Origin of the sequence: Polynucleobacter sp. AP-Titi-500A-B4 (genome assembly GCF_018688095.1) — a bacterium.
Lineage (GTDB): Bacteria > Pseudomonadota > Gammaproteobacteria > Burkholderiales > Burkholderiaceae > Polynucleobacter.
Window position 1 is genome coordinate 811,049 of record NZ_CP061311.1, and the last position, 25,056, is coordinate 836,104.

Genomic DNA, 25,056 nt, shown 5'->3' on the forward strand with positions numbered 1-25,056 from the left:
AATTTAGGGGTGTCTGAGTGCTTTGGCGCACTCGTTTACTAGATCGGGGCCTCGATAAATCAAGCCACTGTACAACTGAACCAGGCTGGCGCCTGCCATGATCTTTTCTCTAGCATCAGCGCCACTCAAAATACCGCCAACTCCAATAATAGGGAGCGTGTTTCCAAGTCTAGCTTTGAGGGCCTTGATGACGATATTAGATGCATTGCGAACCGGCGCTCCAGATAAACCACCTGCTTCCTGACCGTGTTCCATTCCCTGAACGGCATCGCGAGCAATGGTTGTATTCGTAGCAATGACTGCGTCAATCCCAAATTCCATTAAGAGATCCGCAATCAGATTGATATCGCCTTGATCTAGATCGGGTGCAATTTTTAGAAAGAGTGGCTTACGAACTCCAAAGCGATCGCTTAAGCGCTTGCGAGCATCGTCCAAGCTATCGAGTAATGCACGCAGCATCTCCTCTCCTTGCAAGGCACGCAGGTTTTGAGTATTAGGTGACGAGATATTGACTGTGATGTAGGTGGCGATTTCATAAACAGCTTCCATCGCCAGGACATAGTCGCTGGCCGCATCTTCAATTGGCGTGCTTGCATTCTTGCCAATATTCAAGCCCAATACACCTCCGTTTTGCCAAAAGCGTGAGCGACGCGCTCTCGCTACACAGGCTTCAACGCCATCATTGTTAAAGCCCATGCGATTAATGATTGCTTGGGCTTCGGACAGTCTGAACATGCGTGGCTTGGGGTTGCCGGGCTGGGGGCGGGGTGTAACCGTACCGATTTCTAAAAAGCCAAAACCTAATGCAGCCAGCGCATCAATATGTTTGCCATCTTTATCTAAACCAGCTGCAAGTCCTACTGGATTCGGAAAGGAGATGCCGCAAAGAGTATGCGGGTCTGCAATAGGTTTACTAAGAAACTTTTTGAGTAGGCCCCAGCGTTGAGCACGATCTAAATTCGTGAGTGTGAGATTGTGGGCTTGTTCAGGGTCTAGGCAAAACAGCCAAGGACGCAAGAGTGAATAACGATCGATCATGGGTAGATATTATGAACCAGCTAATCTACTCAAGGGCTGCCAGTGATCGTCAATTAAGCCTTCCATGGGTTGATACTTCGCTTTATAGGACATCTTTTCACTATCTTGAATATAGTAGCCGAGATAGAGGTAAGGTAAGTTGAGTATCCGAGCCTGTTCAATCTGCCACAGAATGCTGTAGCCACCAAAGCTCGCACCCCTATCAGAGGTATCGTAGAAGGTATATACCGAGGAGATTCCTTGTTCCAGAATATCAATCATGCTCACCATGCGCAGCCGCCCTGGATGAGCGTCATGTGGGCCGTCTCTAAATTCAACAATCCGAGAGTTGACCCGACTTTGTAATAAAAATTGCATGTACTGATCTTGATCATCGTTATCCATATCGCTACCTGCATGACGCTCATTTTGATAGCGTTGATACAGTTGGTAATGCTCTTCTTGATAACCTAAATTGAGAACAAAGGCTTGCAAGCCCAAATGTTTTTTCCAAGCGCGCCGTTGACTACGAGTCGGTGTAAATTGATCCACCAAAATACGCGTAGCAATGCAGGCTTTGCATTCATCACAATAAGGGCGATAGGTATATAAGCCACTACGACGAAAGCCAGCATTTAAGAGTTCGTTATACACATCCGCATGAATCAGGTGAGATGGTGTGGCAACTTGCGAGCGCGCAGTTTTGTTCGGCAGGTAACTGCAGGGATAGGGCGCGGTTGCATAAAACTGCAGAGCGGTTAAGGGAAGTTCTTTAAGCCGAGTCATAGCCAGTGGGTCAGGATGTTCTTATCAAATTTCCAAGGTATTTCAATATTAGATTGATTTAATGATATTCGCAGTTGCTGCAAAAAATCATCCCTGGATATCGGCGCTGCCCCCAATGAGCTTAGGTGGGCGGTTTCCTGCTGGCAGTCAATCATCGCCACCTGGTTTTGGATGCACCAAGCACTCAGGGCGGCTAATGCCATTTTCGAGGCATTGGGTTTGCGGCTAAACATGGACTCCCCAAATACCATGCCCCCTAGTGCGACGCAATACAAGCCGCCAATCAACTCACCTTGTTCTACCAGAGCAATACTGTGTGCATGACCTTGTTCGTGAATGGTCGTATAGGCATCCATAATTTCATGGGTAATCCAGGTGCCATCTTGATCTTTACGCGAACTCGTAGCGCAAGCTCGAATGACTGCGCCAAAATCGGCATCTACCAAGAGTTCGCTCTGAACATCCTGGCAATACAAGCGAATATTTTTTCTTAAGGATTCACTACATTTAAAGTTCTCTGGCTTGAGAATCATGCGAGGATCGGGTGACCACCACAACACCGGTTGTTCGTCCGAGTACCAAGGAAAGATACCGAGTTGGTAGGCTTGTAGTAGCTGGTCTGGATAAATTCGCTCGCTAACGGCGATGAGACCTGGAACACTGGGGTCCGGATCGGTACCCAGTAGTGGATTTGGAAAGGAGTCGTGCGGTCCAAGCCAACAAATTTGACTCATAAGGGCTAATTAAATTCTCTCTGATGGCAACACATCACGACTGCGCACATGAAACTCACCATCCAATACGCCAGCTGCACGATCTGCAAAGAACCATTCAAGGGTCTGTTTCACGGTTGGAAAGGCCAATTCATCCCAGGGAATTTCATGTTCATGAAAGAGTGCGACCTCAAGACTTTCTTCGCCTGCTGAAAATTTTGCTGAAGTCATAGTGGCGAGATAAAACAAATGGACTTGTTCAGCATGGGGCACATTGAGTAAAGAGTAGAGTGGTCCAACTTCAACCACTGCACCTGCTTCTTCGAGTGTTTCTCTAGCGGCGCCGTGACTGGTACTTTCACCTAGCTCCATAAAGCCTGCAGGCAGTGTCCAATAACCATGACGCGGTGCAATCGCCCGGCGGCACAATAACACCTGCTCGCCATACACCGGAATGCTGCCTACAACGTTCCGAGGATTTTGATAATGAATGCTGCCACAGGATTCACACACAAAGCGCTCACGAGAATCATCTGCCGGAATTTTGACAGTTAAGGTCGCTGCGCAGTTGGGGCAATACTTCATGCAGACTTTCTAAAAATGGGCTTTGATAGCGCCTCGCAAGGCATTGCTAAGCATAATCTCATCAGCCATTGAAACATCTTTAATAGTCAGGTTAGCTTCACGGGCATTTATGAGGGGATCGCTTAGGAGCGCGGCTCGCATCACACCAGGTAACAGGCCTGCAGATACGGGGGGAGTAAGCCATTCATTACTGCCTTTGGGCTTGATAAAAATACTGGTTCTGCCACCTTCAGTGACAAAGCCTTGTTCGTTCACAAATAAGGCATCAAAGCCACCCAATTTGACTGCGGCTTGCCATGCAGCATCATAAAGATCGCGATAGCTAATCTTGTGGCGCAATAGGGGATCACCAGAGAACATTGTGCAATCAGTGGGCAGAATGTCTTTAGCCCAGAAAATTGTGACTGATTCTGCCAAGGGTTCAAGTGCGCCAGTAGTTGTGGATAGTTCGCCATTCACAGCAAGATCAAGACGTAATCTCAAAGTGGAATGCTGAGCTAACGATGCGCAAGTATTGAAGACGCTTGCTTTTGCATTATCTCGATTAAAGGGAATGCCTAGAGCCTGTGCCGAAGCTTGCATTCGATCTAAGTGTTGCTCTAATCGTTGTGGCCCACCATTGATGATGGCCATCGTTTCAAATAATCCTGTAGCACTAGGGAGATTGATTAAGAATGCGGACTTAATACGACATTCTTGCCACTCTTGATTAGCATCAGAGTCAATCGTGATGCCGGCACCAACTCCGAGGGTAAAGGTGGGTGCTGAGCCCTCGTTCTTTTCAATCTCAACGGTTCTAATCGGCACACTAAAAGCAAAGTCACCATTTGGATCGAGCCAACCTAAGGCGCCACAATAATAGCCGCGGTCTTCAGGCTCTAGCTCTTGAATAATTTCCATGCTGCGCTTCTTGGGAGCGCCTGTGACAGAGCCACAAGGGAAGACAGCATTCAAAATATCGCTCAGGGTGACATCAGGCTTAGCTTGACCTTGCACAGTAGATGTCATCTGTAGAACATCACCGTGCCTGGTAACGGCAAACAAGTTTGGTACGCTGACACTATTGGGTAGGGATACGCGACTCAAGTCATTGCGTAAGAGATCCACAATCATGACGTTCTCGGCTTGATTTTTAGGGTCATCTGATAAAGCGCTGGCAACTTCCGATAGGGCGCTAGCCGTGCCTTTCATCGGCATCGCCTTGAGAATGTCGCCTTTACGCTCAATGAAGAGTTCGGGCGATTGCGACAATAAGTAGCGAGAACCCTGCTCGATAAAAGCTCCGAACCTACCAGGCTGACGCTCTCGAAGCCGGTTATATAGAGCTAGAGGAGCACCATAGGTCTTGCCAGTAATGCGATAGGTGTGATTAATTTGGTAGCTATCACCATTGCGAATATATTCCTGAATCTTGGCAATATCGGCAGAGAATTGCTTTTTAGTGATGGATTCTTGTACATCGAGGACGCCAGCAATGTGTTGAGACTGATCAAGCTTGTTTATCTGTTGGGTGATATGTTGATCTAACTCTTCTTTAGAAAGTTTCTTGAAATTCTGAAATGACCAAGCCTCAATGAGGGGGTGCGGAGTAGATGTGATTTGTCGATGAGCCAACTTATGAATGGATCGACCCATCTCATAAGCAAAGGCAGCTACCACATACTCCCCCTGGCTAAGAGAGTGTGATATTTGAGTTAAACAATCTTGTATGGCCTTGCGATCATCTGCTTGATTGCCGCTAGGTAGTACGCGCCAATACTGCAATGGTGCGTCATAAAGCCGACTGCTAGGATTGGTCGCCGTGCTTTGCGCATCATCGAGCAAAATCATGGCGACTTGACCGTTTACTTGAGGATGGTGGCAGATTCAATCACGACTGTCTTGGTCGGGACATCAGCCATTCTGCCCATGCGTGGCGCAGGTGCAACCATCGTAGGCACTTTACGGATGGCATCAATAGTTTGCATTCCAGAGATGACCTTACCAAATACGGTGTAACCATTGCCCATCGCATTCGGAAAGTTCAAACCTTCATTGTCTTTGACGTTAATGAAAAATTGCGCAGTTGCGGAGTCGGGATCTGAAGTACGTGCCATGGCAATGGTGTAAGTATTGTTCTTCAGGCCATTGTTCGCTTCTGAAGCAACGGGGGCATCTGTTGGCTTTTGCATGAGGTCGGGAGTAAAGCCACCACCTTGAATCATGAAGCCATCAATCACGCGATGAAAGATCGTGCCGTTATAAAAACCACTCTTCACATAATTTAAAAAGTTCGCAGTAGTTTTAGGTGCTTTGACATCGTCTAGCTCCACTACAAAATTACCCATCGTAGTCTTGAATTCAACTTTGGGTCCAGCAATGGCCACCTGACAAGCAAAGCAGCTGGCGATAAGAATGAGGCTGGTAAACAACTTGCGCATATTGGCTCCTGACTTCGTTAATAGTGATGCATCTGATTGTATTGCTAGGGAAGTAAGCCGTTAGGGATGCTTCCTGCATAGGCGTAAGAAGCTTCTTCAAACATGCCTGGTCTAGCCAAGTAGTCGAGTACCCAGTCAATCGTATCAACGCCCCAAAAGCACTTCTGATTCACGACCAGAGCAGGTACGCCAAATGCTCCAGCTGCTTTTGCTTGCAGACCGTTTGCTGTCAGTTGTGCTTTGATTTCTGGGCTGTTTGGTTTTGCAGTATCTGCCGGCAAACCCAAGTAGGCACAAAACTCTGACCAAGATAGGTTCGGGTCCTTACCTTCAATCCAAACATAATCAAAGGCGCGCTCTACCATTTGCCAATCCGCTTTCTCTTGCAAGAGTAAGCGTTGAGGCGCAACAGTGAGAAAAGGGTGGTGCTCCGGAAAGCGAAATGGAATTCCGAGACGCTCCGCTTGCCAAACACAAAACTGATAAGTATGAGGACGCTTAGCAGCTACCTCGCCTGGACCCACGTTCTCTGTTGCTCTGAGTAAGCCGCCCAATAAAACCGGTATGGGAGTGATATCGAGTTTGTCTTCGAGGCGCTTTCTTTGCTTCACATAGAAGTAGGCAAAGGGAGAAATGATGTCGTAGAAAAAGGTCGCTGGAATCTTTGAAGTCATGAGTATTTTCGCTCCTCAGAATTACTTCTTTTGATACTCGGCATCGAGTTGGCGTAAAAATGCCATCTTTTCTTTAATTTGACCCTCTAAGCCCCGCTCAACAGGCTCATACCAGTGGGGTTGTGACATCCCTTCAGGTAAGTAGGATTCACCAGCGGCGTAGCCATGGGGTTCATCATGCGCGTAGCGATACTCTTTGCCGTGACCAAGCTCTTTCATGAGTTTGGTAGGTGCATTGCGCAAATGATTGGGTACTGGTTTAGATTGATCATTGGCAACATAGGCGCGAGCCGCATTGAAGGCTTTGTAGCTCGCATTACTTTTTGATGCCACTGCTAAATACACGACGGCTTGGCCTAAAGCCAACTCTCCTTCGGGCGATCCCAGTCTTTCAAAGGTCAAGGCAGCATCATTCGCCAATTGCATTGCACGAGGATCAGCTAAACCAATATCTTCCCAAGCCATACGAATGATGCGACGCGCTAGGTAGCGGGGGTCAGCACCACCATCGAGCATGCGGCAAAACCAATAGAGCGCAGCATCTGGGTCGGAGCCTCTAACCGATTTATGCAAAGCAGAGATCTGGTCATAAAACTGGTCACCACCTTTATCAAAGCGACGCGCTTGCACCGTCATTGCATTTTCAAGAAAGGCTTGATTGACCACCTTCACTTCAGAATCAGGAGTAAGAACTGCATTGCGTACTTGCTCGACCAAGTTCAGTAAACGACGGGCATCACCATCAGCATGATTAATGAGGATATCGATCGCGGCAGGATCAAACTGAATGTCAGGCATCGCATGCTGCTGCGCACGCTCAAATAGCTTCTTTAGCTCATCGGCACTTAAAGATTTAAGAACATAAACCTGCGCACGGGAGAGCAGTGCAGAGTTCACCTCAAACGAAGGGTTCTCAGTGGTGGCTCCAATAAAGGTAAATAGGCCTGACTCAACATGGGGTAACAAAGCATCTTGCTGACTTTTATTAAAACGATGAATCTCGTCAACAAACAAAATCGTTTGTTTACCGTATTGCGCTATATTTTGTTGGGCTTGCTCGAGGGCCTCCCGAATTTCTTTAACACCTGCTAGTACGGCTGAGATGGCAATGAATTCACGATCAAATGCCTTGGCAGATAAACGCGCCAGCGTTGTCTTACCAACACCTGGCGGCCCCCACAGAATCATGGAGTGGGGCTTGCCAGAGGCAAAAGCTAAATTGAGTGGTTTACCTGCGGCTAGTAAATGGGTCTGCCCAATCACTTCATCGATGGATTTTGGGCGTAGCGCTTCCGCTAAGGGTGGCGGTGGAGTGCTATCAAAAAGACCGCTCATTCCATTAAGCTTGGATAAAAAGAATCACAATGGCTGCCCAAGTTAGGCAAGCAGCGGCAACATACGTTAAGCGATTACGCATGGCCATAAATGCCAAGCGAGCAGCATCATCTGAAAAATAGTAACGATATGTGTTCTGATCGATATTGCGCTGGATGATCAGGGTGGATGCCATGATTAATAAACCAACTGGAATATAGATATGTAGCGCCACCCAAGCTACTAATGCTGGAATGACGCCCCAAATCCAAACATTACGGTCAATCCAGCGATCACCAGTAGGCGCTTTGCCTAGGGTGTGTAAGCTAGCACCCCAATGCAATGCACCCATGAATGAGGTGATGACCGCACCATAGCCAGCCAATGACTCTGCGCTTAAATAATTTAAGGGCGTGGGCGCCAACTGCACCAACAGGGCTAGACCCACAAAAGGAATCAAGCCAGCGTAGCCAAGTTTGAGTACAAGTGGTGGAATTGGATTAGCAGTTGGGTTCACGGGTGTTTTAGATTAAGAGTTGAAAATGCATAAAGCAAATATTATTTGTCGTAGGTGTAAACGCCACGACCAGTTTTACGGCCTAAGTAGCCCGCTGCAACCATTTCACGAAGCAGTGGGCAAGGGCGATATTTAGAATCGCTAAAGTTTTCAAAATAGACTTCCATCACTGCCAGGCAAGTATCCAAACCTATGAGATCAGCCAAAGCAAGCGGACCGATAGGTTGGTTGCAACCCAACTTCATGCCGGCATCAATATCTTCCGGACTTGCTAAACCTTCAGATAAGACAAAAAAGGCTTCATTAATCATTGGTAGCAAGATACGGTTCACCACAAATCCTGGTGAGTTCTTTACAGTAATTGGCTCTTTGCCAACCCGCTTTGCCATCTCAATAATCGCAGCATGCGTTGCATCACTAGTTTGTAGACCGCGAATCACTTCAACCAATGCCATCAAGGGCGGTGGGTTGAAGAAGTGCATACCAATAAAGCGCGCTGGGTTGGAATCTAGCGCTGCTAACTTGGTAATGGAAAGGGATGAAGTATTAGTGGCGATGATGGTGTCTTTGCTCACAATCTCATCGACTTGCTTAAGAATTTTTTCTTTAATGGCTTGGTTCTCTGTCGCAGCCTCAATCACTAGACCAAGACCTTTGAAGTCGGCATAAGAGGTGCTGCCTTTGATACGCTTCAGCGCTGCATCTTTCGCTTCAGCGGTGAGGGTTTCTTTTTTAACGAGGCGGTCTAAGCTTTTGCTAATTTGATCAAGACCACGTTGAACAGCAGCGTCATTGATATCCACCATCACTACATCTAGACCAGCAACTGCACAGACTTGCGCAATGCCATTACCCATGGTGCCTGCACCAATCACACCTACCGACTGAATCTTCATCTTATTTCCTTCTTTGATACTGGGTTGATCCAAACAACTGCTCTCTAGCCTTGTCATCGTGCAAGGGTTTGCGTAATGCGGTTAATACTTCACACCCACGTTGTACTGCAGGACGTTTGCCTATCATTTCAAACCAGCGTTTGAAATTTGGGTAATCGTTAATCTCGATACCTTGATTCTTCCAATTGCGCGTCCAAGGATAAATCGCCATATCGGCAATCGAATACGATTTACCAGCAATATAGAGATTATCTTTCAGTTGTGCATCGAGCACCCCATAAAGACGCTTTGCCTCATTGGTATAACGATTGACGGCATACTCAATTTTCTCGGGAGCGTAGAGTCTGAAATGGTGGTTTTGACCAAGCATTGGACCTAGGCCACCCATTTGGAACATGAGCCATTGCAAGACCTCATACTTGCCGCGTGTTGTCTTGGGTAAAAATTTGCCTGTCTTGGCTGCCAAGTACAGCAAGATTGCGCCAGACTCAAAGATGCTAATGTGCTTGCCATCTGGCCCATTGGGATCGACTAATGCTGGAATCTTATTATTGGGGCTGATTTTCAAAAAGGCTTTATCAAATTGATCGCCCGCGCCAATATCAATTGGATGTGCAATCCAATCGCGACCTAGTTGATAGCCACACTCTTCGAGCATGATGTGCACTTTATGACCATTGGGAGTGGGCCAACTATAGACATCAATAACATCTTTTTTTGCATTTGATTTTTTAGTAGTCATATACCCCTAACTTGTTATAAACCCTGCAAACGTTGCAGGGCGGTTGATAGTGTTTGTTCTTGTTTAGCAAAGCAAAAACGAATCACACCAGATTCAGTGACTTGCTCATAAAAGGCAGAAACAGGAATCGCAGCGACACCTACTTCACTGGTAAGCCATTTACAAAAATCTGCTTCAGGTAATTTTGCTTCAGGTATGTTCAGCGCAGAGTAATCCGCACATTGAAAGTAAGTACCAGGGCTTGGCAATAACTTAAATTTTGTTTTCTCTAATCCTGCTCTGAAAAAATCACGCTTTGCTTGATAAAAGGCAGGCAGATTTAAGTAGTGTGATGCATCAGAAAGGTAGGATGCTAAACCGTATTGCATGGGTGTGTTCACAGTGAAGACATTGAACTGATGAACCTTGCGAAACTCAGCTGTTAGTGAGGCAGGTGCAGCTACATAACCTACCTTCCAGCCGGTGACGTGATAAGTTTTGCCAAAACTAGAGATTAAAAAGCTGCGTGCGGCCAATTCAGGATGAGAGGCAACGCTATGATGGTGAGCGCCGTCGTAAACCATGTGCTCATAGACTTCATCGCTCAAGATTAGTGTCGAGGTATTTCTCAATAAGTCAGCCAGGCGATTTAAGTCTGTCTTTTGCCACACCATGCCTGTCGGGTTATGGGGTGTATTGATGATGAGTAGGCGAGTTTTAGAATTGATCGCCTTTGATAGAGCATCCCATGGGATGTTGTAGGAAGCTACTTGACCATTTGCATCACGCACTGCCTCTAGAGAAACGGCAATCGTCTTACCGCCGGCCAATTCAATCGAAGGTCTGTAGCTATCGTAAGCAGGCTCAATGATGACCACTTCATCGCCTGGACTCACGCAAGCAAGAATCGTGGTGAGAATTCCTTGTGTACCGCCAGCAGTGATAGTGATCTCAGATTCAGGATCATATTGATGACCATATAAGTTTTGAATCTTTTGACCAATGCCTTTGCGAAGTTCGACAATTCCAATCATTGGCGGGTATTGATTGTGATTAGCCAACATCGCTTCATTTACTTGAGAGATCAAATGACGATCGCAGGGAAAGTCAGGAAAACCTTGTCCTAAATTAATGGCTTCATGCTTAGTGGCCAGAGCAGACATCACCGTAAAAATCGTCGTACCAACATTTGGCAATCGACTCGGGAAAGAGGGTGTGTTGTGATGGACGCTCATGGTTTAAAGAAGGGGCTTAGAAATAAGCCTAACAGAGCCTCGTTGGGCTTTTGGGCGGATAAATTCGGTAGTCGCTAGAATGGAAGAAATACATATACAAATTGTGCCATGCTGATCGTACTTTCTCCCGCTAAATCCCTAGATTACAAGACCCCTGTTAAGGTCAAGGCGCCTACCTTGCCTGAGTTTGTCTCGGAATCTGCCAAGCTCATTGCCGATCTCAAGAAATTAGCCCCTCAGGACGTTGCTAAGCTGATGGGTTTATCAGACCAACTGGCGACCTTGAATGTGGGGCGCTATCGGGATTGGTCCAAAAAGTTCACTCAAGAAAACAGCAAGCCAGCAATCTATGCATTCGATGGGGATGTTTACGATGGGTTTGATGTCAAAACCCTTAATACCAAGGCGGTTGACTTTGCCCAAGATCATGTGCGGATCTTGTCTGGTCTGTATGGTGCCTTAAGGCCTCTCGATTTAATGCAGGCCTATCGTTTGGAGATGGGCACATCACTGAAAAATGCCAGAGGAAAAGATCTTTATGCATTTTGGGGTAGTAGGGTGACCGATTCTCTAAAAAAGGTTTTGGATAAACAAAAGAAGCCTGTTTTGCTGAACTTGGCTTCTGAGGAGTATTTCAAGGTCTTACAGCCCAAAGAATTAGGTTGCCAGGTCATTGCGCCAGTCTTTCAGGATGGTAAGGATGGGAAGTACAAAATTATTTCTTTTTACGCCAAGCGTGCTCGTGGCTTAATGGCGCGATATGTCGTGGAGAACCGTATTACCGATCCGGCAGATTTAAAAGGCTTTCATTTGGATGGTTACAAGTACTATGCTGCAGAATCAAAACCAGACAAACCTATTTTTAGACGGGCAGAGAAAAAATAATGGCCGTACATCGCACTAAACCCTCGCAACGCAGCTCACCGGAAGTTGAAAAATTGGTGGCCGATGCTATTTCTTTAGCTGCTTCCGGTAGTCAAGTTGAAGATCGCTTTTGGGAAGAGCGTTTGAATGTTCGCTTAATGCGTTTACTCAAAAGTCAAAATCAAAATGTGATTGATGCGGCGTTGGATCAAACCTTCCGAATTAATACCGTAGCATTCGAAGTATTGGCCGACATCGCTGAAACCCTTGCTGAATCTCTCAAGATGGAGCATGAAGGACAGAACTGGGATGTCGTGTTACTAGCGATGCCGATTGTTGCCCACACTCGTTATCAGATCCCATCTGGCCCCTTGCCATCGGGCATCATTGAGGCGACAGCGGGTGCACTGAACTCCTCTATTGCCGCGACTGAAACCCGATTGGCGATTATTCCGTGGCTCTACAGTATTGATCAGATGCCACATTCGCATTGCCAAACGCGCCTCTTAACCGAAGCATTGGCGACTGCTGCAATTTCAGGAAAAGACGTCAAGCTAGAGTTGCGCGACATGTCTGAAACCATTGCAGTACTGGCTGATCCGCGTTTTATTATTGCTGCGTTGAGCGCCCCTAGTGGTACACCAATCTTTAAATGGCAAGAAGAATCGCCGGCACGACAAGAGCGGGGCGTGAGTTTAATTGGTTGGCAAAATGCCATGCAAGAGCCTATTGCATCGATGTTGCCCGGTTGTGAATTCGAACTTCTCTTGCCCGAGGCGTATTTCACGAACTGCCGTTTGGCTGATAAACATGTGCGCCCATTAAGTATTCGTGCTGCAGTGAACTTTCTAGAAAGTACGCTAGGCATTCTGCCAGCAGGCTTATCTTGCGTGGTTGGTGCCTTTGGCGAAGAGCAGGCCGATGAATACCGCATCTCTTTTAGCGCAAAAGGTAGTTCAGAAGTCATGTATGGTGTGATCTGGCCTTTGTACGATCGTGAAAGTGTCGCAAGTGATGCACTGAATGATTTATCAGATGACGAGAGTCCGATTAAAAAGATTTGCGATGCCTTGCATGATGCGGGTGTAGAGGATGTCTTCCGTCATGCGATGCTGTTTGATCCAGAGCTCTGTGATGATTGTGGCGCACCGTTATTTCCGGATCGATCTGGTGAAGCAGTGCACGCAGAGATGCCAGAGGACACTCCAACCCAACAGCCCCTGTTTCATTAATAAATGACAAGAAATAAAAAAGCCGAGAATCTCTCGGCTTTTTTATTGAGTATTGCTGAAACTTAGTTTTGAATAAATGGCTCTGCGCCAGCAAATAGGTGAGGCAACTTACCAGCCTTCATTTCCGCTGTTTGGCAGAAATCCGCCAGGCGATTACCCGTCTTAATGTTGAACAGCATTGCTTTGTTACCAAGCACTACCAGGTCGTGACCAGTGTTGGTATTTTTGTAGCGCAAGCTACCAGGCAATGAAGTTTGACGATCCAAATCATACGTCTTCGCCTCCCAAGTTAAGCGAACTTTCTCGAGAGTGCCAGTTGTTTTGAACTGTTTGCTTTCACTGCAAGTCCAAGTAAATACTTCCTCATTAGCGCTCGCATTTGCGGCGCCCAAAAGGGAAGCAACTGCAAGGCTAATAGTGAGAAGAGATTTATTCATGTACAAGTTTTCCTAAATGGATTAAGGGAGTAAGTGCTTAACGCCAGCTTGCTCTTCAAGCAATTCATTCAAAGTATGTGTCATGCGCTCACGTGAGAACTCATCGATCTCTAAGCCTTCGATCATTTTGTACTCACCGTTTTCACATGTTACAGGGAAGCCATAAATCACTTCTGCTGGAATGCCGTATTCCCCTTTAGAAGGAATGCCCATGGTGACCCATTTGCCATTGGTTCCAAGAACCCAATCATGTACGTGGTCGATTGCTGCATTCGCTGCAGAAGCAGCAGAGGACAAACCACGCGCATCGATGATTGCTGCACCACGCTTACCAACGGTAGGAATGAAGACATCCTTGTTCCATGCGGCATCATTGATGGAGTCTTTAACAGACTTGCCGTCAACAGTAGCAAAACGATAGTCAGGGTACATTGTTGGGCTGTGGTTGCCCCAAACAACTAACTTCTCAATGCCAGCAACAGGTTTATTCAACTTCGTAGCCAATTGTGAGAGCGCACGGTTGTGGTCAAGACGTAACATCGCGGTAAAGTTTTTCGCAGGAATATCTGGAGCAGATTTCATGGCGATGTAAGCGTTGGTGTTTGCTGGGTTACCAACAACTAGGACTTTGACAGTCTTTTTCGCAACGGCATTTAATGCTTTACCTTGAGCGGTGAAGATTTGGGCATTAGCGGAGAGCAAATCTTTGCGTTCCATGCCAGGACCGCGTGGACGTGCGCCAACCAAGAGGGCAACATCGATATCTTTAAATGCGGTCAATGGATCAGAGTGAGCTGTAACGCCAGCCAATAATGGGAATGCGCAGTCCTCTAACTCCATGATCACGCCGGCAAGGGCTTTTTGAGCTTTTTCGTCTGGAATTTCAAGCAATTGCAGAATCACGGGCTGATCCTTGCCCAAAAGGTCGCCATTGGCGATGCGGAATAGAAGGGAATAACCGATTTGACCGGCTGCACCGGTTACGGCGACACGCATTGGGGCTTTTGCCATTACTAATAACTCCAGAGGAAGGTTAAGAGGGTTGATTAATGAAAACTTTTCTATTATCCATTCAAGTGTAGGGACTTTAGCTTTACACTGTCAATGCTGTCTTATATAAGACTAGAATTACACTGAATTTTATCCAATTGCATTCCCGTGGAGTTAATTTGTCAGAAGTAAATTTGCCTATTGCCTCATTTAGCCCTCTGTATGAACAGATTAAGGCGATGATTTTGGCAAGCCTACAGGCCTCTGAGTGGCTTCCAGGCGCCGCTATTCCCAGTGAAATGGAGCTTGCGGCCCGTTATGCCGTAAGCCAAGGCACGGTTCGCAAGGCAATTGATGAACTTGCAGCTCAAAATCTCCTAGTCAGAAGGCAGGGTAAAGGCACTTTTGTTGCGACTCACCAAGAAGATGATTGGCAGTACCGCTTTCTTCGACTCGCCCCTGATTCTGGTGAAAAATTCCACCTTATCAACCGTTTCTTGGTTTGCCAAAAGACCAAGGCAAGCACCTACGTTGCTAACTTGCTGAAATTAAAGGCAGGTGACCCCGTTATCTATATTGACCGTGTTCAGAGCTTTGCTGGGCAACCCATTGTTTTTGAAGAGATTTGGCTTCCTGGTACGCGTTTTAAGGGTCTCGATCTAGAGACTCTAAATGACTGGCATGGTCCAGTCTACGCCTTATATGAGAGCCAGTACGCCACCCACATGGTGCGTGCAGAGGAAAAAATCAAAGCAGTAGCTGCTGATGAAGTATTGGCCAACCACCTCCAATTGACAGTAGGCGCACCTTTGCTCTCAGTAGAGCGGGTGGCCTTTACCTACGGGAATAAACCAGTAGAAATTCGGCATGCTAGATACGACACTTCTGAGCAGCATTATGAAAACAAATTGAACTGATGAAATTGACTGAACTTATCCGTAAAACCCCTTTATAACCCCTATAAACCCTTAAAAACCCCCACTAGCCTCAAGGTTTCCAATAGAATATGTTGCGACACAACAAAATCAAACTGAACCTCCACCCAAAGATAGAGATTACCCATGGTTGAAGCACAGCAAAATGTAAAAAAAGATAGACCGGTTTACCGCAACATTGGTCTAGCCCAGTTGATTAAGTACCGCCTTCCTTGGGCTGGAAAAGTTTCAATTCTTCACCGCATCAGTGGGGCGGTTTTGTTCCTCTTACTGCCATTTATCTTGTATCTCTTCGATCAGAGCCTTGCCTCTGAGATGAGCTATCAAAAATTCCAAGCATTCACTAGCAATGTCTTGGTAAAAATAATCTGCCTTGGTTTGATCTGGTCTTTCTTGCACCACTTTTGTGCTGGTATCCGTTATCTCCTGCTTGATCTAGAAATCGGCGTAGAGAAGTCCGAGTCCAATCGTTCAGCCATCATCGTATTAGTAGTTGGCATCGCACTGACTGCAGTAGTCGGTCTTAAATTATTTGGCTTGTACTAAGCGCACATCACTGAAGGAAATTTCATGCCTATTTATCAAATCGGACCAAAGCGCTTAGTAGTAGGTGCTCATTACGGTCTTAAAGAGTGGATCATTCAACGCGTTACTGCAATTGTGATGGTGGTCTTTACGATCGTCTTGTTGGTTGACTATTGCATTGCCGGCAGCGCTACTTACGAAGGTTGGGCTGGTCTCTTTAGTAACCAGTTCATGAAGTTGCTGACTTTCTTGGCTTTCTTTAGCTTGTTCTACCACGCTTGGATTGGCGTGCGTGACATCTGGATGGATTACATCAAGCCAGTCAGTATTCGTCTAACACTACAAGTGTTAACCGTTTTGTATCTCGTAGCCTGTGCGGCTTATGCCGTTCAAATTTTGTGGAAAGTGTAATTCGATGACTGCGATTCAAAAATCATTGCCACGCCGCCGTTTTGATGCGGTGATTGTTGGTGCGGGTGGTTCAGGTATGCGTGCTTCACTGCAGTTAGCTGAGGCTGGCTTGAACGTTGCCGTATTAACAAAGGTATTTCCAACACGTTCACATACAGTTGCTGCGCAAGGTGGTATCGGTGCTTCATTGGGCAATATGAGTGAAGATAATTGGCACTATCACTTTTATGACACCATCAAAGGATCTGACTGGTTAGGCGACCAAGACGTGATCGAATTCATGTGTCGCGAAGCTCCAAAAGTTGTTTATGAGTTAGAGCATTTCGGTATGCCGTTTGACCGTAACCCAGATGGCACGATTTATCAGCGTCCATTCGGCGGCCACACTGCAAACTATGGCGAGAAGCCAGTACAACGCGCTTGTGCTGCAGCAGACCGTACTGGCCACGCGATGTTGCATACCTTGTATCAGCGTAACGTGCGCGCCAAAACCAATTTCTTTGTTGAGTGGTTAGCACTCGATTTAATCCGTGATGATGAGGGTGATGTTGTTGGTGTGACTGCTCTCGAAATGGAAACCGGTCAGGTGTATATCTTGGAAGCCAAGATTGTGATGATGGCTACCGGTGGTGCAGGTCGTATTTGGGATGCATCCACTAACGCATTTATTAATACTGGTGACGGTATGGGCCTTGCAGCTCGTGCAGGCATTCCATTAGAAGACATGGAGTTCTGGCAGTTCCACCCAACTGGCGTGGCTGGTGCTGGTGTCTTATTGACAGAAGGTTGCCGCGGTGAAGGCGGTATCTTGCGTAATAAAGATGGCGAGCGTTTCATGGAGCGTTATGCACCAACCTTAAAAGATTTGGCCCCACGCGATTTCGTCTCTCGCTCAATGGACCAAGAGATTAAAGAAGGGCGCGGGTGCGGTCCTAATGGTGACTATGTGGTGCTCGATCTGACACACATTGGTGCTGAAACCATCATGAAGCGTTTGCCTTCTGTGTATGAAATTGGTATTAACTTTGCAAACGTTGACGTGACCAAAGAGCCAATTCCAGTTGTGCCAACAATCCACTATCAGATGGGCGGCATTCCAACCAATATCAATGGTCAAGTGGTTGTCCCAGGCAACGGTAAGCCCAATGAAATCGTCAATGGCTTATATGCCATTGGTGAGTGCTCATGTGTATCTGTGCACGGTGCAAACCGCTTAGGTACAAACTCCTTGCTCGACCTCTTGGTGTTTGGTCGTGCTGCAGGTAATCATATTGTTGGCTTGAATCTCAAGAATCGCGAATTCAAACCATTGCCAAAGAATGCTGGTCAGCAAACCTTGGAGCGTATTGCGAAGTTGGATAACTCGACTTCTGGCGAATACGCACAAGACGTTGCAAACGATATCCGTAAGTGCATGCAGAAATACGCTGGCGTGTTCCGTAATCAAGAGTTGATGGATGAAGGTGTTCGTCAAATGGCGAAGTTGACTGAGCGTGCGAAGAACTTGTGGGTTAAAGATAAGTCAGAGATTTTCAATACTGCCCGTATTGAAGCTTTGGAAGTGGCTAACTTAGTTGAGACTGCAAATGCAACGATGATTTCTGCGGCAGCTCGTAAAGAAAGTCGTGGTGCTCACTCACACGATGATCACCCACATCGTGATGATGACAACTGGATGAAACACACTCTTTGGTATAGCGAAGGCAATCGTTTGGACTACAAACCAGTTCAACTGAAACCATTGACTGTTGATTCAGTTCCTCCAAAAGAACGTACTTTCTAAGCAAGAGAGATAGAGAATGAGTGATATCCGTATATTTGAAATTTACCGCTACGATCCAGACGTCGATGCAGCTCCACGCATGCAGCGCTATGAATTAGAGCTTACTGGCGAGCGTATGTTGTTAGATGCGTTGATTTCTTTGAAGAAACAAGACGAAACGATTTCTTATCGTCGTTCATGCCGTGAAGGTGTCTGCGGTTCAGATGCGATGAACATCAATGGTAAAAATGGCTTGGCTTGCTTGACCAATATGTTGACATTGCCTAAGGTCATCACATTGCGCCCGCTACCTGGCTTGCCAGTCGTGCGTGATTTGATCGTTGACATGACTTTGTTCTTCAAACAATACCTGTCTATCAAGCCTTACTTGGTGAATGACAATCCACCTCCAGAAAAAGAGCGACTCCAGAGTCCTGAAGAGCGTGAAGAGTTAAATGGCTTGTATGAGTGCATCTTGTGCGCATCTTGCTCAACTTCATGCCCATCATTCTGGTGGAACCCTGATAAGTTTGTTGGCCCAGCCGGTTTATTGCAGGCCTATCGTTTTATTGCTGATAGCCGCGACGAAGAAACCAATCAACGCTTGGACAACTTAGAAGATCCGTATCGTTTGTTCCGTTGCCATACCATCATGAATTGCGTGGATGTATGTCCTAAGCATTTGAACCCAACGAAGGCGATTGGCAAGATCAAGGAGCTGATGGTTCGTAGGGCAGTATGACCCTCGGTAACGCAGAGTTATATCGTTTAAAGAGTGATGCCCGCAGGGGCTTACTGGAGAACGATTTGATTCTGCAACGTTTTTTTGAGCGTTATGGCGCTCAGTTAAGCGCAGAAGAAGGAAAAGTATTAAGTCAGTTATTGGCCTTAGATGACAATGACCTGATGGATTTGTTGATTGGCCGCAAGGAATCTGTGGCAGGGCAGGAGAAGGAGATGCAGTCTGACTCCTTTAAAACAGTTTTACAAAAGCTGAGAGAGAAGTAATTCAGCCTTTTGGTGCATTAGTAGCGCAGGTATGTGATCGAATAGCGTTGTAATCATAATTTTGAATGACTAAGGATTAGAAATGATTGAATCGGACATCAAGGCAAAACTCTCGTTTTCGGATGGAACACCAGATATTGATCTGCCAATTTACAAAGGGACAGTCGGTCCTGATGTAATCGACATTCGTAAGCTCTATGGTCAGACTGGTAAGTTCACTTATGACTCCGGTTTCCTTTCTACTGCCTCATGCAATAGCAAAATTACCTACATCGATGGCGATAAGGGTGAGTTGCTCTATCGAGGCTATCCCATTGAAGACTTAGCGCACAACTGCGACTTCTTGGAAACTTGCTATCTCTTGATCAATGGCGAGTTACCAAACGCGACTGAGAAAAAAGATTTTGAAAATATGGTCATGCACCACACCATGGTTCATGAGCAAATGCAATTCTTCTTGCGTGGTTTCCGTCGTGATGCGCATCCAATGTCTGTATTGACAGGCTTAGTGGGCGCAATGGCAGCTTTCTACCACGATGAAATTGACTACAGCGATCCACATGCTCGTGAAGTGGCGCAAATTCGTTTAATCGCAAAGATGCCTACCTTGGTAGCCATGTCTTACAAGTATTCAGTAGGACAACCATTTATCTACCCTGATAATTCTTTGTCATACACCGCTAACTTTATGCGCATGATGTTCGCAACGCCGTGTGAGCCTTACAAAGTAAATCCAGTATTGGTTCGCGCATTGGATCGCATCTTTATTTTGCATGCTGACCATGAACAGAATGCTTCTACTTCAACCGTCCGTTTGTGTGGCTCTTCTGGCACAAACCCATTTGCGGCAATCTCTGCTGGTATCGCTTGCCTTTGGGGCCCAGCCCACGGTGGTGCAAACGAAGCTTGCTTAGATATGTTGAATCAAATCCAAGCAAATGGAGGAGTGGAGAAAATTGGTGAGTTCATCGCTCAAGTCAAAGATAAGAACTCTAGTGTTCGCTTAATGGGCTTTGGTCACCGCGTCTATAAGAACTTTGATCCACGTGCAAAACTCATGCGTGAAACTTGCTATGAAGTATTGAACGAACTTGGTCTGCAAGATGATCCATTGTTTAAATTGGCAATGACACTTGAAAAGATTGCTTTGGAAGACGAATACTTCGTTAGCCGTAAACTCTATCCAAACGTAGACTTCTACTCTGGTATCGTTCAGCGCGCGCTTGGCATTCCAACCGAAATGTTTACCTGCATCTTCGCTTTGGCAAGAACAGTAGGCTGGATTGCTCAGTGGGAAGAAATGATTACCGATTCTGAGTACAAGATTGGACGTCCGCGTCAGTTGTATGTTGGTGAAACCACACGTAAGGTTCCCAATATTTCCGTTCGTAAATAAGGGTTTTAAGGACACGCATGTCTCGTACGCTTTATGACAAATTGTGGGATGACCACGTTGTTTACTCCGAAGAGGATGGCACAGCCACGATCTATATCGACCGTCAGTTGCTCCACGAGGTAACCAGCCCTCAGGCATTTGAGGGTTTAAATTTGGCTGGTCGTCCAGTTTGGCGTATCTCTGCCAACTTGGCAGTGTCTGATCACAACGTACCAACAACAGATCGCTCAGAGGGTATTGCGGATCCTATATCAAAGTTGCAAGTTGATACCTTGGATCAAAACTGCGATGCATTCGGTATTACGCAATACAAGATGAACGATACCCGCCAAGGGATTGTTCACGTCATCGGACCAGAGCAGGGTGCGACCTTGCCTGGTATGACTGTGGTTTGTGGTGATTCGCATACCAGCACACACGGTGCTTTCGGTGCTTTGGCTTTTGGTATTGGAACATCGGAAGTTGAGCATGTTCTAGCAACCCAAACATTGCTCATGAAAAAGAGCAAAAATATGTTGGTACGCGTAGACGGTCGTTTGCAGCCAGGTTCTACTGCAAAAGATATTGTCTTAGCGGTCATCGGCAAGATTGGAACTGCAGGCGGAACGGGTTACACCATTGAGTTTGCTGGTGAAGCGATTCGTAATTTATCTATGGAAGGTCGCATGACCCTCTGCAACATGGCGATTGAAGCGGGCGCACGTTCTGGCTTAGTCGCAGTTGATGAAACCACAATTGAATACATTCAAGGTCGTCCATATGCACCGAAAGGCCCAGCGCTATTGCAAGCAATGCAGTACTGGAGAACCTTGCATTCTGATGCGGACGCGAAGTTTGATGCTGTAGTCGAATTGCGCGCAGAAGAAATTGCGCCACAAGTAACTTGGGGAACATCTCCTGAGATGGTACTTTCGATCAGTGACCGTGTTCCTGATCCAGAAAAAGAGCGCGATCCAAATAAACGTTCAGCTATGGAGCGTGCTTTGGAGTATATGAATCTCATTCCAAATACACCGCTGAGTAGTATCTCTGTAGACAAAGTATTTATTGGCTCATGTACAAATAGTCGGATTGAAGATATTCGTGCTGCTGCCAAAGTGGTGGATCGCATTGGTAAAAAGGTAGCGGCTAATGTGAAGTTGGCATTAGTAGTGCCTGGCTCTGGTTTGGTCAAAGCCCAAGCTGAGCGTGAAGGTTTAGATCGCATTTTTAAGGCCGCTGGCTTTGAATGGCGTGAGCCTGGTTGCTCCATGTGTTTGGCGATGAATGCCGATCGATTAGAACCTGGTGAGCGTTGTGCGTCCACTTCTAACCGGAACTTTGAAGGTCGCCAAGGTAATGGCGGTCGTACCCATTTGGTGAGTCCAGCAATGGCAGCCGCCGCTGCAATTGAAGGTCACTTTGTTGACATTCGCAAGATTTCATAAAGGTAAGCAAGATGAAATTTTCTTCAGTCTCATTGATTTCTAGATTAGCCCTTGTTGCTATTGTAGGTTTGATTATTTCTGCATGCACTAGCACTATGGAGGGTATGGGAAAAGATTTGCAAACCATGGGTAATGCGATGGGCGGATCTGGTGCAAATTCAACTCAGCAGAATCAATCTCAAACGAAGGGTAAGGACGTTGTCGTTACTCCTGTGAAGTAAACCAACAGTACATTTAGAGTCAAAGCAGAATCATGGAAAAATTTACGGTATACAAAGGTTTGGTTGCTCCGTTAAATCGTGAGAACGTGGATACCGACGCCATCATCCCAAAACAGTTTTTGAAGTCGATTAAGAAGACAGGTTTTGGTCAAAACTTATTTGATGAATGGCGTTACTTAGATCATGGCGAGCCTGGTCAAGATTGCAGTAATCGCCCAATTAATCCTGACTTCGTGCTGAATCAGCCTCGCTATAAAGGTGCCGGCATTCTTTTGGCCCGCAAAAATTTTGGTTGCGGAAGTTCCCGTGAACATGCCCCTTGGGCATTGGATCAGTTTGGCTTTAGAGCGGTAATTGCTCCGAGTTTTGCTGACATTTTCTACAACAACTGTTTCAAAAACGGCCTTTTACCGATCGTTTTGACGGAAATTCAGGTTGACCACCTTTTCAATGAAACCATGGCATTTAATGGCTATCAGTTGACTATTGACCTGGAGGCACAGCAGGTCATCACCCCCGATGGCACGGCTTATAGCTTCGATGTAGCCCCATTTAGGAAGTATTGCCTCCTCAATGGTCTGGACGATATTGGCTTAACTCTGCGTCATGCAGATAAAATTAAGGCTTATGAAGCTGAGCGCATCCTCAAGATGCCTTGGCTTGCAACTCAATTGCCGTAATTTTGTAGATTTAAAGGCCTTTCATGAAAATTGCAGTTCTCCCGGGCGATGGGATCGGCCCGGAAATCGTTGCTCAAGCCGTTCGCATACTTCAAGCGCTTGGCCCAAAGTTTGATTTAGAAGAGGCCCCCGTTGGTGGGGCTGCTTATGACGTGGCTGGTCACCCATTGCCACCAGCAACTCTAGAGTTAGCTAAAAAAGCAGACGCCATTTTGTTTGGCGCAGTCGGCGACTGGAAATATGACACCTTGGCTCGTGAGCTGCGTCCTGAGCAGGCCATCTTAGGGCTGCGCAAACACTTAGAGTTGTTTGCCAACTTTAGACCAGCCATTTGCTATCCAGAACTCACCTCAGCCTCAAGCCTGAAACCAGAAATTATTGGCGGCTTAGATATTTTGATCGTACGTGAACTGAACGGTGATATTTACTTTGGTCAACCACGTGGTATTCGCACTTCAGAGTTGCCATTGTTCAAAGGTGCTCGAGAGGGTTTTGACACCATGCACTATAGCGAGCCAGAAGTAGAGCGCATTGGTCATGTTGCCTTTGAAGCGGCCCGCAAGCGGGGTAAAAAAGTATGTAGCGTCGATAAGGCTAATGTCTTAGAGACTTCACAGCTTTGGCGTGAGGTGATGATTCGAGTATCCAAAGACTATCCAGATGTAGAGTTATCCCATATGTATGTGGATAACGCAGCAATGCAATTGGTTAAAGCGCCTAAGGCGTTTGATGTTGTGGTGACTGGCAATCTTTTTGGCGACATCTTGTCTGATGAGGCGGCGATGCTGACTGGTTCCATCGGTATGTTGCCTTCTGCTTCATTGGATAAGAACAACAAAGGTTTGTATGAGCCGAGCCACGGTTCGGCACCGGATATCGCTGGTAAAGGGATTGCGAATCCTTTGGCAACGATTCTGTCTGCAGCAATGATGTTGCGTTATTCCTTAGGCATGCCTGCAGAAGCAGATCGTATTGAACAAGCGGTCCAAAAGGTATTGGCACAAGGGTTGCGAACTGCTGATATTTATACCGAGGGCACCCAAAAGGTATCTACAGTACAAATGGGTGATGCAGTAGTTGCGGCACTTGCTTAATCATTTCGTAAATATATTCATTAAATAGTTAAATCATGGCAAATACAAAGACACCATTGGTAGGTTTAGTTGGCTGGCGTGGAATGGTTGGTAGCGTTCTCATGGAGCGCATGCTCGCCGAGAAAGATTTTGATCTGATTGAGCCTGTTTTCTTTAGCACCAGTCAAGCAGGTGGTGAAGTACCTTTACTCAACGGCAAAAAAGTCACCAAGAGTGAAAGCACTTTGCAAGATGCGAATGACATCAAGGCATTGTCCCGCTGTGACATTATTTTGACTTGCCAAGGCGGCGACTACACCAATGAGATCTTCCCTAAGCTGCGTGCAGCAGGTTGGGCTGGTCACTGGATTGATGCTGCGAGCGCATTACGCATGAAAGACGATGCAGTATTAATTCTGGATCCGGTCAATCGACCAGTGATTGATAAAGCCTTGGCTGCTGGTGGTAAGAACTGGATTGGTAGTAACTGCACAGTCAGTTTGATGATGATGGCGATGGGTGGCCTGGTAAAGGCTGACATGGTTGAGTGGATTAGCGCGATGACTTACCAAGCGGCTTCTGGTGCTGGTGCGCAGAATATGCGTGAGTTGCTTTTGCAAATGGGCGCATTGCGTGACAGCGTTGCTACAGAGTTAGCGGATCCTTCTTCTTGGATTTTAGATATTGATCGTAAAGTCACTGAGACATTGCGTTCTCCTGATTTTCCGAAAAAGAATTTCCGTAACACCGCTTTGGCTGGCAGCCTGATCCCATGGATCGATGTGCCAGTTGAAAATGGCCAAACCAAAGAAGAATGGAAGGGTGGCGCTGAGTTCAATAAGATCTTGGGTCGTCCGGCATTCCGTACCCCTGGCAGCATTCCAATTGATGGTCTCTGTGTGCGTGTTGGTGCAATGCGCTGCCACTCACAAGGTTTAACTGTGAAGCTCAAGAAAGATATCTCACTTAAGGAAATTGAAACGATCTTGGCTAACGATAACCAGTGGGTCAAGGTAGTGCCAAACGATCGTGAAACGACCGAGCGTGACTTGTCACCCGCGGCAGTGAGCGGGACATTGACTGTGCCTATTGGTCGTTTGCATAAATTGGCAATGGGCCCTGAGTACCTTGGTGCATTTACGGTTGGCGATCAATTGTTATGGGGTGCAGCTGAGCCATTGCGTCGCATGCTACGCATTTTGCTCGAGAGCTAAAAC

Annotated in this window: 28 protein-coding genes; 14 read left to right on the forward strand and 14 right to left on the reverse strand. The window is 46.5% G+C overall.

Annotated elements, in window-relative coordinates; translation table 11 throughout:
- Positions 1–3: 3 nt before the first annotated feature.
- From FD968_RS04205 to FD968_RS04260, 12 genes are read right to left on the reverse strand one after another with little or no spacing between them, the layout of a single operon-like run.
- The gene (locus FD968_RS04205) at positions 4–1,038 is read right to left on the reverse strand and encodes a quinone-dependent dihydroorotate dehydrogenase (protein WP_215367521.1); all 1,035 of its coding nucleotides are present in this window, start codon (positions 1,036–1,038) and stop codon (positions 4–6) included.
- A gap of 9 nt (positions 1,039–1,047) precedes the next feature.
- Complete coding sequence (locus FD968_RS04210) at positions 1,048–1,803, reverse strand: arginyltransferase (protein ID WP_215367522.1); 756 nt, start codon at positions 1,801–1,803, stop codon at positions 1,048–1,050.
- Complete coding sequence (aat, locus tag FD968_RS04215) at positions 1,800–2,537, reverse strand: leucyl/phenylalanyl-tRNA--protein transferase (RefSeq protein ID WP_215367523.1); 738 nt, start codon at positions 2,535–2,537, stop codon at positions 1,800–1,802. The genes FD968_RS04210 and aat overlap by 4 nt, the downstream gene beginning before the upstream one ends.
- A 9-nt stretch (positions 2,538–2,546) precedes the next feature.
- The gene (locus FD968_RS04220) at positions 2,547–3,101 is read right to left on the reverse strand and encodes an NUDIX hydrolase (protein WP_215367524.1); all 555 of its coding nucleotides are present in this window, start codon (positions 3,099–3,101) and stop codon (positions 2,547–2,549) included.
- Positions 3,102–3,110: 9 nt separating this feature from the next.
- Entirely contained in the window at positions 3,111–4,931 is a 1,821-nt protein-coding gene (locus FD968_RS04225; protein WP_215367525.1) for a chorismate-binding protein, read from the reverse strand.
- A gap of 14 nt (positions 4,932–4,945) precedes the next feature.
- Positions 4,946–5,521, reverse strand: a complete 576-nt coding sequence (locus FD968_RS04230) for a peptidylprolyl isomerase (protein WP_215367526.1) — start codon at positions 5,519–5,521, stop codon at positions 4,946–4,948.
- A gap of 44 nt (positions 5,522–5,565) precedes the next feature.
- Positions 5,566–6,195, reverse strand: a complete 630-nt coding sequence (locus tag FD968_RS04235; RefSeq protein ID WP_215367527.1) for a 2-hydroxychromene-2-carboxylate isomerase — start codon at positions 6,193–6,195, stop codon at positions 5,566–5,568.
- Positions 6,196–6,216: 21 nt separating this feature from the next.
- The gene (locus tag FD968_RS04240; protein WP_215367528.1) at positions 6,217–7,530 is read right to left on the reverse strand and encodes a replication-associated recombination protein A; all 1,314 of its coding nucleotides are present in this window, start codon (positions 7,528–7,530) and stop codon (positions 6,217–6,219) included.
- 4 nt (positions 7,531–7,534) lie between these two features.
- Entirely contained in the window at positions 7,535–8,026 is a 492-nt protein-coding gene (locus tag FD968_RS04245; RefSeq protein WP_251367636.1) for a DUF3429 domain-containing protein, read from the reverse strand.
- A gap of 41 nt (positions 8,027–8,067) precedes the next feature.
- A complete protein-coding gene (locus FD968_RS04250) occupies positions 8,068–8,922 on the reverse strand; it encodes a 3-hydroxybutyryl-CoA dehydrogenase (RefSeq protein ID WP_215367529.1) in 855 nt (284 codons plus the stop codon).
- 1 nt (position 8,923) lies between these two features.
- Complete coding sequence (locus tag FD968_RS04255) at positions 8,924–9,664, reverse strand: glutathione binding-like protein (RefSeq protein WP_215367530.1); 741 nt, start codon at positions 9,662–9,664, stop codon at positions 8,924–8,926.
- A gap of 14 nt (positions 9,665–9,678) precedes the next feature.
- Positions 9,679–10,878: a pyridoxal phosphate-dependent aminotransferase gene (locus tag FD968_RS04260; RefSeq protein WP_215367531.1), complete on the reverse strand. Its 1,200-nt coding sequence runs from the start codon at positions 10,876–10,878 to the stop codon at positions 9,679–9,681.
- Between the two features lie 108 nt (positions 10,879–10,986).
- Here FD968_RS04260 and yaaA point away from each other — a divergent pair, with 108 nt between their 5' ends.
- Together yaaA and FD968_RS04270 are read left to right on the forward strand one after the other, a co-directional pair.
- Entirely contained in the window at positions 10,987–11,763 is a 777-nt protein-coding gene (gene yaaA / locus FD968_RS04265; RefSeq protein WP_215367532.1) for a peroxide stress protein YaaA, read from the forward strand.
- Positions 11,763–12,974: a DUF2863 family protein gene (locus tag FD968_RS04270; protein WP_215367533.1), complete on the forward strand. Its 1,212-nt coding sequence runs from the start codon at positions 11,763–11,765 to the stop codon at positions 12,972–12,974. Before yaaA ends, FD968_RS04270 begins: the two co-directional genes overlap by 1 nt.
- Positions 12,975–13,036: 62 nt before the next feature.
- Here FD968_RS04270 and FD968_RS04275 read toward each other — a convergent pair whose 3' ends face one another.
- Positions 13,037–13,411: a hypothetical protein gene (locus FD968_RS04275; RefSeq protein WP_215367534.1), complete on the reverse strand. Its 375-nt coding sequence runs from the start codon at positions 13,409–13,411 to the stop codon at positions 13,037–13,039.
- A gap of 21 nt (positions 13,412–13,432) precedes the next feature.
- Entirely contained in the window at positions 13,433–14,422 is a 990-nt protein-coding gene (locus tag FD968_RS04280) for a malate dehydrogenase (RefSeq protein ID WP_215367535.1), read from the reverse strand.
- A gap of 158 nt (positions 14,423–14,580) precedes the next feature.
- On the opposite strand from FD968_RS04280, the gene FD968_RS04285 reads away from it, so the two are divergent.
- The 12 genes from FD968_RS04285 to asd all read left to right on the forward strand — a co-directional run bounded on the left by FD968_RS04285 (position 14,581) and on the right by asd (position 25,053).
- Positions 14,581–15,318 carry a GntR family transcriptional regulator gene (locus FD968_RS04285; RefSeq protein WP_215367536.1) on the forward strand — a complete coding sequence of 246 codons (738 nt, stop codon included), beginning with the start codon at positions 14,581–14,583 and terminating at the stop codon, positions 15,316–15,318.
- 144 nt (positions 15,319–15,462) lie between these two features.
- Positions 15,463–15,882 carry a succinate dehydrogenase, cytochrome b556 subunit gene (gene sdhC / locus FD968_RS04290; protein ID WP_215367537.1) on the forward strand — a complete coding sequence of 140 codons (420 nt, stop codon included), beginning with the start codon at positions 15,463–15,465 and terminating at the stop codon, positions 15,880–15,882.
- A gap of 24 nt (positions 15,883–15,906) precedes the next feature.
- Positions 15,907–16,272, forward strand: a complete 366-nt coding sequence (gene sdhD, locus FD968_RS04295) for a succinate dehydrogenase, hydrophobic membrane anchor protein (protein WP_215367538.1) — start codon at positions 15,907–15,909, stop codon at positions 16,270–16,272.
- Positions 16,273–16,276: 4 nt separating this feature from the next.
- Complete coding sequence (gene sdhA / locus FD968_RS04300; protein ID WP_215367539.1) at positions 16,277–18,055, forward strand: succinate dehydrogenase flavoprotein subunit; 1,779 nt, start codon at positions 16,277–16,279, stop codon at positions 18,053–18,055.
- Positions 18,056–18,071: 16 nt separating this feature from the next.
- The gene (locus FD968_RS04305; protein ID WP_068948401.1) at positions 18,072–18,776 is read left to right on the forward strand and encodes a succinate dehydrogenase iron-sulfur subunit; all 705 of its coding nucleotides are present in this window, start codon (positions 18,072–18,074) and stop codon (positions 18,774–18,776) included.
- Positions 18,773–19,042 carry a succinate dehydrogenase assembly factor 2 gene (locus tag FD968_RS04310; protein WP_215367540.1) on the forward strand — a complete coding sequence of 90 codons (270 nt, stop codon included), beginning with the start codon at positions 18,773–18,775 and terminating at the stop codon, positions 19,040–19,042. Before FD968_RS04305 ends, FD968_RS04310 begins: the two co-directional genes overlap by 4 nt.
- A gap of 82 nt (positions 19,043–19,124) precedes the next feature.
- Positions 19,125–20,438, forward strand: a complete 1,314-nt coding sequence (gene gltA, locus FD968_RS04315; RefSeq protein ID WP_215367541.1) for a citrate synthase — start codon at positions 19,125–19,127, stop codon at positions 20,436–20,438.
- 17 nt (positions 20,439–20,455) lie between these two features.
- Positions 20,456–21,865, forward strand: coding sequence for a 3-isopropylmalate dehydratase large subunit (leuC, locus tag FD968_RS04320; RefSeq protein ID WP_215367542.1), 1,410 nt, complete (start codon positions 20,456–20,458; stop codon positions 21,863–21,865).
- Between the two features lie 11 nt (positions 21,866–21,876).
- A complete protein-coding gene (locus tag FD968_RS04325) occupies positions 21,877–22,086 on the forward strand; it encodes a hypothetical protein (protein WP_215367543.1) in 210 nt (69 codons plus the stop codon).
- 32 nt (positions 22,087–22,118) lie between these two features.
- On the forward strand, positions 22,119–22,766 hold the full coding sequence (gene leuD, locus FD968_RS04330; protein ID WP_068948406.1) for a 3-isopropylmalate dehydratase small subunit: 648 nt from the start codon (positions 22,119–22,121) through the stop codon (positions 22,764–22,766).
- A gap of 23 nt (positions 22,767–22,789) precedes the next feature.
- Positions 22,790–23,860: a 3-isopropylmalate dehydrogenase gene (gene leuB / locus FD968_RS04335; protein WP_215367544.1), complete on the forward strand. Its 1,071-nt coding sequence runs from the start codon at positions 22,790–22,792 to the stop codon at positions 23,858–23,860.
- Positions 23,861–23,895: 35 nt separating this feature from the next.
- Positions 23,896–25,053 (forward strand): aspartate-semialdehyde dehydrogenase, encoded by a 1,158-nt coding sequence (gene asd / locus FD968_RS04340; RefSeq protein WP_215367545.1) that lies wholly within the window; start codon positions 23,896–23,898, stop codon positions 25,051–25,053.
- The last annotated feature ends 3 nt before the right edge of the window (positions 25,054–25,056 follow it).

Excerpts from the sequence above, each read along its gene's own strand:
- FD968_RS04205 (WP_215367521.1), bottom strand. The coding sequence starts at position 1,038 with ATGATCGATCGTTATTCACTCTTGCGTCCTTGGCTGTTTTGCCTAGAC.
- FD968_RS04210 (WP_215367522.1), bottom strand. The coding sequence starts at position 1,803 with ATGACTCGGCTTAAAGAACTTCCCTTAACCGCTCTGCAGTTTTATGCA.
- aat (WP_215367523.1), bottom strand. The coding sequence starts at position 2,537 with ATGAGTCAAATTTGTTGGCTTGGACCGCACGACTCCTTTCCAAATCCA.
- FD968_RS04220 (WP_215367524.1), bottom strand. The coding sequence starts at position 3,101 with ATGAAGTATTGCCCCAACTGCGCAGCGACCTTAACTGTCAAAATTCCG.
- FD968_RS04225 (WP_215367525.1), bottom strand. The coding sequence starts at position 4,931 with ATGATTTTGCTCGATGATGCGCAAAGCACGGCGACCAATCCTAGCAGT.
- FD968_RS04230 (WP_215367526.1), bottom strand. The coding sequence starts at position 5,521 with ATGCGCAAGTTGTTTACCAGCCTCATTCTTATCGCCAGCTGCTTTGCT.
- FD968_RS04235 (WP_215367527.1), bottom strand. The coding sequence starts at position 6,195 with ATGACTTCAAAGATTCCAGCGACCTTTTTCTACGACATCATTTCTCCC.
- FD968_RS04240 (WP_215367528.1), bottom strand. The coding sequence starts at position 7,530 with ATGAGCGGTCTTTTTGATAGCACTCCACCGCCACCCTTAGCGGAAGCG.
- FD968_RS04250 (WP_215367529.1), bottom strand. The coding sequence starts at position 8,922 with ATGAAGATTCAGTCGGTAGGTGTGATTGGTGCAGGCACCATGGGTAAT.
- FD968_RS04255 (WP_215367530.1), bottom strand. The coding sequence starts at position 9,664 with ATGACTACTAAAAAATCAAATGCAAAAAAAGATGTTATTGATGTCTAT.
- FD968_RS04260 (WP_215367531.1), bottom strand. The coding sequence starts at position 10,878 with ATGAGCGTCCATCACAACACACCCTCTTTCCCGAGTCGATTGCCAAAT.
- yaaA (WP_215367532.1), top strand. The coding sequence starts at position 10,987 with ATGCTGATCGTACTTTCTCCCGCTAAATCCCTAGATTACAAGACCCCT.
- FD968_RS04270 (WP_215367533.1), top strand. The coding sequence starts at position 11,763 with ATGGCCGTACATCGCACTAAACCCTCGCAACGCAGCTCACCGGAAGTT.
- FD968_RS04275 (WP_215367534.1), bottom strand. The coding sequence starts at position 13,411 with ATGAATAAATCTCTTCTCACTATTAGCCTTGCAGTTGCTTCCCTTTTG.
- FD968_RS04280 (WP_215367535.1), bottom strand. The coding sequence starts at position 14,422 with ATGGCAAAAGCCCCAATGCGTGTCGCCGTAACCGGTGCAGCCGGTCAA.
- sdhC (WP_215367537.1), top strand. The coding sequence starts at position 15,463 with ATGGTTGAAGCACAGCAAAATGTAAAAAAAGATAGACCGGTTTACCGC.
- sdhD (WP_215367538.1), top strand. The coding sequence starts at position 15,907 with ATGCCTATTTATCAAATCGGACCAAAGCGCTTAGTAGTAGGTGCTCAT.
- sdhA (WP_215367539.1), top strand. The coding sequence starts at position 16,277 with ATGACTGCGATTCAAAAATCATTGCCACGCCGCCGTTTTGATGCGGTG.
- FD968_RS04305 (WP_068948401.1), top strand. The coding sequence starts at position 18,072 with ATGAGTGATATCCGTATATTTGAAATTTACCGCTACGATCCAGACGTC.
- FD968_RS04310 (WP_215367540.1), top strand. The coding sequence starts at position 18,773 with ATGACCCTCGGTAACGCAGAGTTATATCGTTTAAAGAGTGATGCCCGC.
- gltA (WP_215367541.1), top strand. The coding sequence starts at position 19,125 with ATGATTGAATCGGACATCAAGGCAAAACTCTCGTTTTCGGATGGAACA.
- leuC (WP_215367542.1), top strand. The coding sequence starts at position 20,456 with ATGTCTCGTACGCTTTATGACAAATTGTGGGATGACCACGTTGTTTAC.
- FD968_RS04325 (WP_215367543.1), top strand. The coding sequence starts at position 21,877 with ATGAAATTTTCTTCAGTCTCATTGATTTCTAGATTAGCCCTTGTTGCT.
- leuD (WP_068948406.1), top strand. The coding sequence starts at position 22,119 with ATGGAAAAATTTACGGTATACAAAGGTTTGGTTGCTCCGTTAAATCGT.
- leuB (WP_215367544.1), top strand. The coding sequence starts at position 22,790 with ATGAAAATTGCAGTTCTCCCGGGCGATGGGATCGGCCCGGAAATCGTT.
- asd (WP_215367545.1), top strand. The coding sequence starts at position 23,896 with ATGGCAAATACAAAGACACCATTGGTAGGTTTAGTTGGCTGGCGTGGA.